This window comes from Candidatus Aquarickettsia rohweri, assembly GCF_003953955.1.
Classification (GTDB): Bacteria; Pseudomonadota; Alphaproteobacteria; order Rickettsiales; family Midichloriaceae; genus Aquirickettsia; species Aquirickettsia rohweri.
Window position 1 is genome coordinate 1 of the sequence record NZ_RXFM01000025.1, and the last position, 13,451, is coordinate 13,451.

Annotated in this window: 13 protein-coding genes; 10 read left to right on the plus strand and 3 right to left on the minus strand. The window is 29.4% G+C overall.

Annotation, left to right across the window (positions count from 1 at the left end; translation table 11 throughout):
- Positions 1–518 (minus strand): cation:proton antiporter domain-containing protein (locus tag EIC27_RS02515; protein WP_205702317.1); only part of this gene is annotated, 518 nt, incomplete at its 3' end.
- 83 nt (positions 519–601) lie between these two features.
- Between EIC27_RS02515 and EIC27_RS02520 the strand changes: the two genes are divergently transcribed.
- Both EIC27_RS02520 and recR read left to right on the plus strand, forming a co-directional pair.
- On the plus strand, positions 602–1,321 hold the full coding sequence (locus tag EIC27_RS02520; RefSeq protein ID WP_162298307.1) for an SDR family oxidoreductase: 720 nt from the start codon (positions 602–604) through the stop codon (positions 1,319–1,321).
- Positions 1,322–1,332: 11 nt separating this feature from the next.
- Entirely contained in the window at positions 1,333–1,923 is a 591-nt protein-coding gene (gene recR, locus EIC27_RS02525) for a recombination mediator RecR (protein WP_126044581.1), read from the plus strand.
- 81 nt (positions 1,924–2,004) lie between these two features.
- Here recR and EIC27_RS02530 read toward each other — a convergent pair whose 3' ends face one another.
- Entirely contained in the window at positions 2,005–2,526 is a 522-nt protein-coding gene (locus EIC27_RS02530) for a DUF3576 domain-containing protein (RefSeq protein WP_126044582.1), read from the minus strand.
- 62 nt (positions 2,527–2,588) lie between these two features.
- Positions 2,589–3,056: a hypothetical protein gene (locus EIC27_RS02535; RefSeq protein WP_126044583.1), complete on the minus strand. Its 468-nt coding sequence runs from the start codon at positions 3,054–3,056 to the stop codon at positions 2,589–2,591.
- A gap of 163 nt (positions 3,057–3,219) precedes the next feature.
- Between EIC27_RS02535 and secE the strand changes: the two genes are divergently transcribed.
- From secE to rpoC, 8 genes are all read left to right on the plus strand, one after another.
- Entirely contained in the window at positions 3,220–3,417 is a 198-nt protein-coding gene (gene secE, locus EIC27_RS02540) for a preprotein translocase subunit SecE (protein WP_162298308.1), read from the plus strand.
- Between the two features lie 3 nt (positions 3,418–3,420).
- Positions 3,421–3,954, plus strand: a complete 534-nt coding sequence (gene nusG, locus EIC27_RS02545; RefSeq protein ID WP_126044585.1) for a transcription termination/antitermination protein NusG — start codon at positions 3,421–3,423, stop codon at positions 3,952–3,954.
- Positions 3,955–3,971: 17 nt separating this feature from the next.
- Positions 3,972–4,397, plus strand: a complete 426-nt coding sequence (gene rplK, locus EIC27_RS02550; protein WP_126044586.1) for a 50S ribosomal protein L11 — start codon at positions 3,972–3,974, stop codon at positions 4,395–4,397.
- Between the two features lie 20 nt (positions 4,398–4,417).
- Complete coding sequence (gene rplA, locus EIC27_RS02555) at positions 4,418–5,116, plus strand: 50S ribosomal protein L1 (protein WP_240627070.1); 699 nt, start codon at positions 4,418–4,420, stop codon at positions 5,114–5,116.
- 41 nt (positions 5,117–5,157) lie between these two features.
- Positions 5,158–5,667, plus strand: coding sequence for a 50S ribosomal protein L10 (gene rplJ / locus EIC27_RS02560; RefSeq protein WP_162298309.1), 510 nt, complete (start codon positions 5,158–5,160; stop codon positions 5,665–5,667).
- Positions 5,668–5,685: 18 nt separating this feature from the next.
- Positions 5,686–6,063, plus strand: coding sequence for a 50S ribosomal protein L7/L12 (gene rplL / locus EIC27_RS02565; protein WP_126044589.1), 378 nt, complete (start codon positions 5,686–5,688; stop codon positions 6,061–6,063).
- A 53-nt stretch (positions 6,064–6,116) separates the two neighbouring features.
- Positions 6,117–10,262 (plus strand): DNA-directed RNA polymerase subunit beta, encoded by a 4,146-nt coding sequence (gene rpoB / locus EIC27_RS02570; RefSeq protein ID WP_126044590.1) that lies wholly within the window; start codon positions 6,117–6,119, stop codon positions 10,260–10,262.
- 27 nt (positions 10,263–10,289) lie between these two features.
- The coding region (gene rpoC / locus EIC27_RS02575; protein WP_126044591.1) for a DNA-directed RNA polymerase subunit beta' at positions 10,290–13,451 on the plus strand (3,162 nt) is incomplete at its 3' end.

The following is a 13,451-nucleotide window of genomic DNA, read 5'->3' on the forward strand; positions in this document are numbered from 1 at the left end:
GCTTTATCATCTAACAATGGCGTAACTGCTAAGAGTGGAACAACTGCCAGATCTTGCATTAGCAACATTGAAAGTGACAATCTTCCAACTTGACTAGATTGTCTACCTGATTCTGATATCACCTGAAGAACTATTGCAGTTGAAGACAACGCAAGTGCAGCCCCAACAACAACTGATATTGATGTAGAAAAATTAAAATAATAATAAAGTACAAAAGCAATAACTGAAGAAGTAATTAAAACTTGTAACCCACCAAAACCAAATACATGCAGTCTCATTTTTATCAACCTATCAAATGACAATTCAAGACCAATTATAAACAACAAGAATATTATACCAAATTCAGCTAAAGAATGTGCGTATTCAGGACTTTTTACCAAACCATATGCATTGATTATCGCTCCAGCTATTAAATATCCAAGCACCGGACTTGTTTTTAGCTTGTGCAAAATAATCACAACTAAAATTGACGAAGAAAGCAAAATTAAAATATCAGGTAAAAATTCTAGTTCATTCATTGCAATTAGGATATAATTAAATTTAAAATTTACTGTACGATGTGTACAACTTATAAAATAACATTAACTTAATAATTAAGCAATTGTCTTACGCACTAATTACTGGATCAGCAAAAAGAATTGGAAGAAATATTGCCATTTTTTTAGCTAAAGAAGGTTGGGATATAATTATTCACTATAATAAATCTACAAATGAGGCTCAAAATTTACATAAAATAATATTCGGCTTAAACAAAGAATGCTTGCTGTATCAAGCAGATTTCAGTAAAAACGAAAATCTAGATCCTACTATACAAAAATTACCTATAGGATTAATTGTAAATAATGCTTCAATTTTTAACAATGATTCTTTGAAAAATATAACCAAAGACAATTTAATAAATAACTTAAATACAAATTTTATAACTCCTACATTAATTACTAAGAAAATCTTAGACCACAGTACTTATGAGGGTCAAATCAATATAATCAACATATTAGATAGCATTATTTATAAATTGCCTAAAAATTTCTCTTCATACTATTTTAGCAAAAAGTCATTTGCAGATTATACAAGATTATCTGCCAAACTCTACGCCCCTAATGCGCGCATAAACGGCATATCTCTTGGTCAAATATTAAAAAACGATAATCAATCTGAAAAGAACTTTAAAAAATCATTTTACAACAATCCACTTGGTTACAGTGGCACTATTGATGAAATTTGCAATACAATTGATTTTATATTAAAAAATAGATCTATAACTGGACAGATCATATCTTTAGATGGAGGGTCACATCTAGATAATGTTAATTATCCGTGAAACAACTGATTATGAAAATAACTTCTTTAGAACAATTAATAAAAACATTTTCAAAATTTCCTGGTCTAGGACCAAAATCCGCTAAAAGAATAGCCTTATATTTAATTCAAAATAAAAGCAATTTATCAAAATTATCTCAATTATTCGAAATGGTATATGATGAAATAAAAATTTGCAGTATGTGTTTTAATATTGATATTTCTAACCCTTGTCAAATATGCATAAATGAAAAAAGAGACAAAACCACCTTGTGCATAGTAGAGAATATTGCTGATTTATGGGCTATTGAAAAAAGCAAAACTTATCAAGGCATTTATCATGTATTAGGAGGTGCTCTTTCTGCAATTGATGGCAATACTCCTGACAAATTAAATCTTCATAACTTATTAAGTAGAGTAAAAGACTCACCTATTAAAGAAGTAATAATAGCCACAAATTCAACTCTTGAGGGACAAACCACAGCACATTATATTGCACAATTATTAGAAAAATTGGAGTTAAAAATATCGAGATTAGCTAACGGAATACCTATTGGTACTGAACTAGATTACATTGATCAAGGAACCTTATCATTAGCTTTAAAATTAAGACAAAAGTTTTAATGTAATTAACAATAAAGTATATATATAACTATTAAGTTATTACTTTATCATCATACATAGAAACAATGTTATTTTGCAATTTTAATTTTTTATCAATCCTGTTACTTTTAATTTTCTAGCCCTATCAATTATTTTATTCTTTATTATTTCAGCCATATTATCATCAGAATGTTGATTATTCCAAATTAAATTTTTTCCTAAATTTTGCTTGTAAACATTCACTTTAATAGAATTTGCTGACAAGTCTTTACCTAGAATATAAATATTAACCGTATATCTTTCCTCTGAACTATCATTTATACTATACCAATCAGTAACAATCACTCCTCCAGCGGAATCAGCTGAGTTCAAAGGCATAAAATCCACCTGATCAAGTGACGCTCTCCATAAATATGCATTAACATTAGCATAACTTGCTGATGAAGAACTATCACTGGCACCTTTTCCAAAAACCAGTCCATCTCCAGTCAACTTCCCAATCCTATCTTCTTCTTTTTGTTGTCGTGTTTTAGGAAATTCTCTTTTTATATCAACTTTTGAACATGCAGAAAGTAATGCAATTAAAATTAAATAACTAACTGTTCTAAAATTTTTAATAATCATTAGATTTTTTATATTTTTTTTGTAAGTTAGTTACTTTAAATTAAAATGTCAATTCTTATAGGTTAAAGCATTGTATTTTTTCCCTCAAACTTTTTACTTAATAAAGTCATCCCTTGTATAAATTTCTCCTGTTGATTGTAATGATTATTACTTTGATTTTCTCGAAGAAATTTAGGAAATTCATTAAACACACAAATACTTAAAACTATTTTTTGTGCATAAATTTCTTTTAAGTCTCTTAATACATCGTAATATTTTTTTCCTATAAATTGCAAAAATTTTTCATTATAATTTTTTGATCTATAAAACTGTAATGCCATATTTTTAGGCTGTATAGTAGGTACTCCAAAGATAATAGTATAAAACCATCTTAATTTAATTCCACTACTATGTTGAAAAGCATCAATAATATTTTTATTAAGACACTTATCTAAAACCTCCATATCACATACTTTCTTTTCATGAAAGGTATATGAGTTTTTATTTATATCAATATGCATTTTTTTAGGTCTACCTATTTTTCTCCACATAATTTATACAAAACATATTAATCTTTACAATAATTTATATATTAAATACTTAAATACTGGAAGATAAGCTACTAATTAGTACTAAAAATAATACTTTTTGGGCTTGACTTTAAAAGTAACTTAGTTATGATTATCATCCATAATTTATTTTAAACTGAATCAAGTGAAAATTAGTAAGTTAATTAACTTTATTAATGAAATAAGATTTGAAGGCCACAAAGTTTCTTGGCCCAATTTAAAAGATACTGTAACATCTTCATTGTTAGTATTCTTTACTGTTATAATTTCATCGTTATTTTTCTTGATGATAGATGGAGCTATATATAAAACTATCAATTATGTATTAACATTAGGAGGATAAATATTGACTGCTCAATGGTACATAATTAACGTTTTATCTGGTTACGAAAAAAAGGTTATTTCTTTAATAAAAGAAAACGCTATTAAAAAGCATGTAATTGATGCTTTTAAGGATTTTGTAGTTCCTATAGAAAATACAGTTGAATTAAAAAAAGGAAAAAAAGTTAATGCAGAAAAAAGAATTTTCCCTGGATACATAATGGTCAATATGGACTTAAATGACCTCACATGGAATATAGTAAAAAATACGCAATATGTTGGAAAACTTTTAGGAGGTAGCAACACTCCCTCACCTATACCTGAATTTGAGGTAAATAGAGTTTTAAAACAAGTAGAAGATGGCAAAGTTGTAAAAGAGATGAAAAAGACATTTGAAATAGGTGAAAATGTAAAAATAATCAATGGAGTCTTTGAAACATTTAATGGACTTGTCGAGGAAGTGGAGGATGAAAAACAACGTTTAAAAGTGTTAGTTTCTATCTTTGGAAGAGAGACTCCTGTAGATCTACATTTCGACCAAGTGGAAAAAAATTCATAAAATTTAAGGTAAAAAAAGTGAAAAAAGTTATTGGTGAAATTAAATTACAAATATTAGCTAGAAAAGCTAATCCAGCTCCACCCATTGGACCAGCTTTAGGTCAAAAAGGTTTAAATATCGCTGATTTCTGTAAGCAATTCAATGATAGGACAAAAAAAGAAGATCCTAACATGAAATTACCAGTAATTATTACTGCATATGCAGATAGGAGCTTCACTTTTGTAGTTAAAGCCCCTCCTGTTTCAAACTTAATAAAAAAATATGCAAATTTACAAAAAGGATCTTCTACTCCTGGACGTGAAAGTGCAGGCAATTTAAAAAAAGATGATGTATTAAAAATTGCTGAAATAAAATTTAAAGACATGGGATTAGATGAGTTAGGATCAGCAGCAAAAATTGTTGAAGGTACAGCTCGCTCCATGGGAATCAATATTATCGATTAAAATTTAAGTAAATAATTAATATGGGAAAAAGAATTGAAAATGCTAAAAAAGCTATAGACAAAAACAAATTATACAACCTAGATGATGCAATATCGTTTTTTATAAATGAATATTCAAGTAAATACAGCGTTAAATTTGATGAAACTATAGAATTTATATTAAAATTAGGTATAGACGCCAAGCAATCTGACCAAATGGTAAGAGGCGCTGTTGCTATGCCAAATGGTCTAGGTAAGGAAAAAAAAGTAGCTTTAATAATCGAAGACTCTAGACTTGATGAAGGCAAAAATTCTGGTGCGGAAGAAGTAGGTGGTGACAATTTAATTGAAAAAATCAAGGGTGGTTTTTTAGATTTTGAAGCATGTGTTGCAACTCCAGCGATGATGCCTAAAATAAGTAAAATAGGAAAATTGCTTGGACCAAAAGGACTTATGCCCAATCCTAAATTAGGCACAGTATCAGACGATGTAGTATCAGCTGTAAAAAATATTAAAAAAGGACAAATCGAGTTTAGGATCGATAAAAATGGAATAATACATTCAGGTGTTGCAAAACTTGGATTTGATAAAAAAAAGACAAAAGAAAATATAATAAAGTTATATAATGCAATCTTGGCAGCTAAACCCCAAAAATCAAAAGGTATATTTATGAAAGAAATATTTTTATCTTGCACACATGGGCCATCATTAAAGCTTGACTTAAAATCTTTTGTAGTTTAGCATGACTTGCCATGTAAGTAATAACATTTTAAATATATAAAGTGGATAAAGCTAGTAAAGAAAAATTGGTTGCAAATTATTCTAAGTTATTTAATAACTATGAAGCAATTTTTTTAATTAAAAATTCAGGATTATCTGTATTAGATTCAAAATCTATAAGGTCTCAATTTAAAAAAATTGATTCTAAGTTTATGGTTGCAAAAAATAGCTTAGCTAAAATTGCCTTGAAAGATACAAAATTTTCAAGTATTCATGAGCATTTTACTGGGCCAATAGCTGTTGCTTATTCGGATGACCCAGTATCTGCATCTAAACTACTTATAAAGTTTTGCGAACAAAATGATAAGATAGATGTAGTGAGTGGGGCAATATTAGATAAAACACTCAATAAAGAAGAAGTTATAGCATTATCTAAGATGCTTACTCAAGAAGAAATTAGGGCTAAGATTATAGGTTTAGTTAATGCTGCAGCAAGTAAAGTTGTAAGGGTTCTTAATGAACCTGGTGCAAAATTAGCTAGAGTTATAAAAGCTTATGCTGAAAAACAATAAATTATATAGGAGATTAAAATGGCTGAACTTGATAAAATAGTTGATCAATTATCTAAATTATCTGTAATGGAGGCAGCAGACCTTGCTAAAAAACTTGAAGAAACTTGGGGGGTAACTGCATCAGCAGCTGCCACAGTAGTTTCTGCACCACAAGGAGCAGATGCAGCTAGTGGAGCTGAAGAAAAATCAGAATATGATATAGTGTTAGAAGCTGCTGGTGATAAAAAAATAAATGTTATTAAAGAAGTAAAATCTATAACAGGACTTGGTTTAAAAGAAGCAAAAGAGCTTGTTGAATCCGCTCCTAAGCCAGTTAAAAATGCCGTCCCAAAAAGCGAAGCTGAAGAAATTAAGACTAAATTAGAAGCTGCTGGAGCTAAAGTAAGTTTAAAGTGAATAATATATTTTAGCTAATTTATAATTAATCTTCACATTTAAAGGGTAAAAGAGTGTCTTCATATCTTTCTAAAAGGCGTATTAGATATAGTTTCGGAAAAATCTCTAGTAATGTACGCATACCAAATTTAATAAAAGTTCAAAAAAAATCTTACGAAGATTTTTTGCAGTTAAATGTTCTTATCGATAATCGTAAAAAGCAAGGATTAGAAGAGGTCTTACGATCAGTTTTTCAAGTTAATGATTCTGAAGATAAAGCTAGATTAGAATATATTAATTACAGCCTTGGAGAACCAAAATATACACCAGATGAGTGTATTCAACGGGGCGTTAATTACGCATCCCCATTAAAGGTAAATTTACGTTTAATATTATGGGATACTGAGATAGAATCTGAAGTTAAGGAAATAAAAGGTATTAAAGAGCAAGAAGTTTACTTAGGTGATATACCATTAATGACTAACAAAGGAACTTTTATTATTAATGGAGCTCAAAGAGTTATTGTATCACAATTACATCGCTCTCCAGGTGTGTTTTATACCCATGATGAAGGCAAGAATTCTAGTTCTGGCAAATATATTTATTCTGCAAGAATTATTCCATATAGAGGGTCTTGGATTGATTTTGAATTTGATACCAAAGATATATTATACTTTAGGATAGATAGAAAAAGAAAAATTCATGTTTCTACATTACTTAGAGCAATTGGATATAATACAAATCAAATACTTGAAAAATTTTATAAATTTATAAAATTTGAATGGAAAAATAGTAATCTTATCACTAAATTTGACCCTATTAAATTTAGAGGGATGAAAATAGAAAAAGATATTGTAGATGCTAATACAAAAGAAGTAATATTTAAAAAAGGTATTAGGGTTACACCAAGAATATTAAAAGATTTTGAAAAAAATAATATAGATAGATATTATATAACAACTGAAGATGATATAAAAAGAAAATTTTTAGCTAAAGATATTGTAAATTTAACTACAGGAGAAGTTTTATATGAATCTACTCAAGAAGTTACACAAGAAGTTATAGATTCTGTTAAGGCATTAAATATTAATGAAATAATAATTATTGATGTAAATAATGTAGACTCAGGAAGTTTTATAAGAGATACAATCGTTTTAGATAAAAATAAAGATGAAGAGCAAGCTTTAGCTGATATATATAAAGTTTTAAGACCAGGTGAGCCATCTACTCCTGAAGTTGCTAAACAACTTTTTGAAAGTATGTTTTTTGATAATGAAAAATATGATCTTTCAGCTGTTGGCAGAATGAAAATTAATAAAAAACATGATTTAGATGTACCACATACTAAGACAGCTCTTACCAAAGATGATATTATAGTAGTTATTAAGCATCTGTTAAACTTAAAATGTGGCATTGGGACAGTTGATGACATTGATAGTCTTGCTAATAGAAGAGTTAGATCTGTTGGGGAATTGGTTGAAAATCAATTTCGTATGGGCCTTGTAAGAATGCAGAAATCAATTATAGATAGAATGTCTTCTGTAGAAATTGACAATGTTATGCCTCATGACTTAGTAAATTCAAAAACATTAATGAGTTATTTAAGAGAATTTTTTGGTATTTCTCAACTTTCACAATTTATGGATCAGACAAATCCATTAGCTGAAATTACACATAAAAGAAGGCTATCAGCATTAGGTCCTGGTGGATTAACAAGAGAAAGAGCAGGTTTTGAGGTAAGAGATGTTCACACAACTCATTATAGTAGAATATGCCCTATTGAAACTCCAGAAGGACAAAACATCGGTTTAATTAGTTCATTAGCAACTTATGCTGATATAGATAAATATGGTTTTATAGAAAGCCCTTATAGGAGAGTGAAAAATGGATATATTACAGAAGAAATTGTACAATTAACTGCAATTGAAGAAGAAAAATACTACATTGCTAAGGCAAGTATTGCTATAGATGAAGAAGGTAAAATTATTGATGATGTTGTCGCTTGTCATAAAAAAGGTGAAGTTGTTAATGTATCGAGAGAACAAATAGATTTAATTGATGTTTCTCCACAACAATTAGTATCTGTTGCAGCCTCATTAATTCCATTTTTAGAAAACGATGATGCAAATAGAGCTTTAATGGGTTCAAATATGCAGAGACAAGGTGTTCCTCTTATTAAAAATGAAGCTCCTTTCGTAGGTACAGGAATGGAAAAAGTCGTTGCTTCAGATTCTGGAACTGTAATTCTAGCAAAAAGAGCTGGTATCATAGATCAAGTTGATTCTAAGCGTATAGTTGTAAAAGTAAGGAGTAATACTTCTAAATCGCCTAATAATAAAGGTATTGATACTTCATTAAGAGGTGATATTTCAGGTGTTGATATATACACATTAATTAAGTATGATAAATCAAATCAGGGCACTTGTATAAACCAAAGACCTATAGTAAAAGTTGGACAATATGTTGAAGCAGGAGATATTCTTGCAGATGGAGCATCAACAGATATGGGAGAACTTGCTCTTGGAAAAAATATCTTAGTAGCATTTATGCCATGGAATGGGTATAATTTTGAAGATTCTATTTTGCTTTCAGAACGTTTGGTAAAAGATGATATATATACATCTGTACACATTAATGAATATGAAATAGTTGCAAGAGACACAAGATTAGGTCCTGAAGAAATTACAAGGGATATTCCTAATGTAAATGAAGAAAATTTAACCCACCTTGATGAAACTGGAATTGTTAACATTGGTGCTCAGGTTAAGCCTGGGGATATATTGGTTGGTAAAGTTACACCAAAAACTGAATCACCACTTACTCCTGAAGAAAAATTATTAAGAGCAATCTTTGGTGAAAAAGCTGCAGATGTCAGAAATTCTTCTCTAAGGGTACCTCCTGGTGAAAAGGGTGTTATAGTAGATGTTAAAATATTTACAAAACGTGGGGTACAAAAAGATGAAAGAGCTATATCTATTGAGAGAAATGAAATAGAAAAATTTTCAAAAGATATGGAAGATGAGAAAAGAATTATTGAAGATTATGTATTTAATAAAGTAAAAGTTATTTTATTTGGCAAAAAAGTAAAAGATAAAGCAAATAAATCCATTATAATTGATCAAAATTTTCTTGATGATTTAGATAATAGGCAAGTTTGGTCGTTAGAATTAGATGATAAAAAATCAAAAGAAGATATTCAAAAATTAGAAGAATTTTATGATAATTATCTAAAAAAACTTGAAAAAGATTATAAACATAAAGTTGAAAAACTGCAAAGTGGTGATGATTTGCCTCAAGGTGTATTGAAAATTATCAAAATATACGTGGCTAATAAATTAAAAATTCAACCTGGAGATAAGATGGCAGGTAGACATGGTAATAAAGGAGTAGTATCAAAAATTGTTCCTGTTGAAGAAATGCCATATTTAGATGATGGGCAACCTGTAGATATTGTCTTAAATCCATTAGGAGTACCTTCAAGGATGAATATAGGACAAATTTTAGAAACACACTTAGGATGGGCATCTGTTGCACTTGGCAAAAAGGTTGCTGGAGTTTTAGAAAAAAGTATTAAAAATTATCAAAAATCTCATGAACTAGAACTAAAGCAAAAAATTAAAGAAGTATTTGATATACAAAATAAAAATAGTAAAGAAATTTTTAATTATATAGATACCTTAGATAAAGATGATTTATTAGATTTAAGCCATGATATTGCAAAAGGAGTAAAATTTGCTACCCCTGTTTTCGATGGTGCAAAAGAAAATCATATAAATAAAGTTCTAGAAAAATCTGGTTTAGATAAATCAGGACAAGTTAAATTGAGAGACGGTAGAACAGGTGAATATTTTGATAGAAAAGTTACTGTTGGTTATATATATATGCTTAAGCTAGATCATCTCGCAGATAATAAGATACATGCAAGGTCTATAGGTCCATATAGCTTAGTTACTCAACAACCTCTTGGTGGAAAATCACATTTTGGTGGGCAAAGATTCGGAGAAATGGAATGTTGGGCTTTACAAGCTTATGGTGCTGCATATACTTTACAAGAAATATTAACTGTAAAATCTGATGATGTAGCTGGAAGAGTTAAAGCTTACGAAGCAATTATTAGAGGTGAAAATTCATTTGAAATTGGTTTACCTGAGTCATTTAAAGTAATGATTAAAGAAATTAGATCTCTAGGTCTAAATATGGAAATAATAGAAAAAGAATAAACTTAATATAATTTGAGGTAATAATCTGTGTTTAATTACTTAAACCCACAAGTTAATAAAGATTTTGATGCTATAAAAATATCTATTGCAAGTCCTGACCAAATAAGATCATGGTCATATGGGGAAGTTAAAAGACCAGATACAGTTAATTATAGGACTATAAAGCCTGAAAATGGAGGATTATTTTGTTCTAGAATTTTTGGTCCAGTCAAAGATTATGAATGTCTTTGTGGTAAATACAAAAGAATGAAATATAGAGGCACAGTTTGTGAAAAATGTGGTGTTGAAATTACAACTTCTAAAGTAAGAAGGGAAAGAATGGGACATATTGAACTTGCTACCCCAATTGTCCACATTTGGTTCTTAAGATCACTTCCATCAAGAATATGTACTTTATTGGATATAAGTTTAAAAAAAATTGAAAAGGTCCTATACTATGATGCTTATATTGTAAATGACCCTGGTATAACTAGCTTTGAATATGGACAATTACTTTCTGAAGAAGATTATTATAAAGCTATTGAACATTACGGAGAAGACAGTTTCCAAGCAGGAATTGGTGCTGAAGTTATCAAAAGCATGTTAAAAAATATTAATCTCAAAGAAGATAAAATTAAATTAAGAGAAGACTTACTAAAAACAAACTCTGAAACAAATAGAAAAAAAATAGTTAAAAGGCTTAAATTAATTGAAGATTTTATAGAATCTGGAAATAAGCTTGAATGGATGGTGTTGGATGTTTTACCAGTTATACCTCCTGATTTAAGACCATTAGTTATGTTAGATGGAGGAAGATTTGCAACTTCTGATCTAAATGAACTTTATAGAAGAGTTCTAAACAGAAATAATAGACTAAATCGTTTAATTGAGCTTAAAGCTCCTGACATAATTATTCGTAATGAAAAAAGAATGCTTCAAGAAGCTGTAGATGCATTGTTTGATAATAGTAGAAAAAGCAAAGTAATTAAAGCTTCAAATAAAAGGCCTCTAAAATCTTTAGCAGATATGTTAAAAGGTAAGCATGGTAGATTTAGACAAAATTTACTTGGTAAAAGGGTAGATTATTCTGGCAGATCAGTAATTGTTGTAGGTGCAGAATTAAAACTTCATCAATGTGGATTACCTAAAAGAATGGCGCTTGAGTTAATGAAGCCATTTATATATTCAAAATTAGAGTTGTATGGTATATCCAATACCATTAAAGCTGCTAAAAAAATTGTTGAAGAGGAAAGGCCAGAAGTGTGGGATATTTTGGATGAAGTTATAAAAGAACATCCAGTATTCTTAAATAGAGCTCCAACTCTTCATAGATTAGGTATACAGGCTTTTGAACCAATATTAATTGAAGGAAAAGCTATTCAATTGCATCCATTAGTTTGTGCTGCATTTAATGCTGATTTTGATGGAGATCAGATGGCTGTTCATGTACCACTTTCAATTGAAGCACAGCTAGAATCAAGAGTTTTAATGATGTCAACTAATAACATTTTAGGTTCAGCTAGTGGTGAGCCTATAATAGTACCCACTCAAGACATTGTTTTAGGAATATATTATTTATCATTAGTTTTCGAAAAACAGAAGGGTGAAGGTATGTTTTTTGGTTCTTTAAGTGAAATTCAACATGCTATAGATTCTGGAAAATTATCTATACATACAAAAATAAAATATAGAGCAAAAATATGTGATTCAGGTGGAAAAATTAAAAATAAAATGATTGATATAACCCCAGGAAGGTTATTTATTGCTGAACTTTTACCAAAAGAGTCTGAAGTAATTGACTATGATCATATTAATAAGGTTATGACTAAAAAGGAAATTTCCAATTTAATTGATGTAGTATATAGAAATTACGGCCAAAAGAAAACAGTTATTTTTGCTGATCATTTAATGGGATTAGGATTTCATTATGCATGTAAATCTGGTATTTCTATTGGCAAAGACGACATTGTTGTTCCTGAAACAAAGGACTCACATATTAACTCTACATTAAAAAAGATAAGAGAGTATGAAGAGCAATATTCAGATGGATTAATTACAGCTGGAGAAAGATATAATAAGGCTATTGACGAGTGGACTAGATGTACTGATACTATTGCATCAGATATGATGAAAAAATTAGTAGATTCTAATGATTATAAAAATTCAAGTATAAACTTTAAATCCCTTAATAGTATACATATTATGTCAGATTCTGGAGCAAGAGGTTCCCCAGCTCAGATGAGACAACTTGCAGGAATGAGAGGTTTAATGACAAAGCCTTCAGGTGAAATTATAGAGACTCCTATTACTTCTAACTTTAAAGAAGGGCTAAATGAGTTAGAATATTTTATTTCCACTCATGGAGCAAGAAAAGGATTAGCAGATACAGCATTAAAAACAGCTAATTCAGGTTATTTAACTAGAAAATTAGTCGATGTATCTCAAGATTGCATTGTAAATGAGGAAGATTGTGGTACAAACAACTCTATTTTAGTTAGAGAAAAAGTTGAAAATGGAGAAGTTGTTATACCTTTAAGAGAATTAGCTTTAGGTAGAGTTTTAGCAGATGATATATATATACCAGAAAGAACTACACCTTTAATAAAAAAAGGAAAACTAATTGATGAAAGCTTAATGTTATTAATTGAAAACAATAACATTGAGACAGTTAAAATTAGATCAGTATTAGTTTGTGAAAGTAAAAAAGGCATTTGTAGCAAATGCTATGGCAGAGACCTTGCAACCGGCCAGATGGTAAATTTAGGTGAAGCCATTGGTGTTATTGCAGCTCAGTCTATTGGTGAACCAGGAACTCAGTTAACTATGAGAACATTCCATATTGGTGGTGCAGCTCAAAAAATAGCTACAAAATCTGATATCATTTCTTCTCATTCTGGAACAATTAATTTTGAAAATTCATCCATTATAATAAACAGTAATGGAGTGAAAATTAATATGAGTAGAAATTGTGAATTGGTTATAGTAGACGGTAGAAATAACGAAAAATTTAGAAGCAAAGTTCCTTATGGTGCTAAAATTTTATTCGAAGCTAAATCAAAAGTAAGATCTGGCGATAAAATAGCTGAATGGGATCCATTTACATTACCTATAATGACTGAAGTAGAAGGATATGTTTCTTTTGTTGATCTAAAAGATTCCATATCAGTAAAAGAAGTACAAGATGATATAACTGGAATAATTAATAAAGTT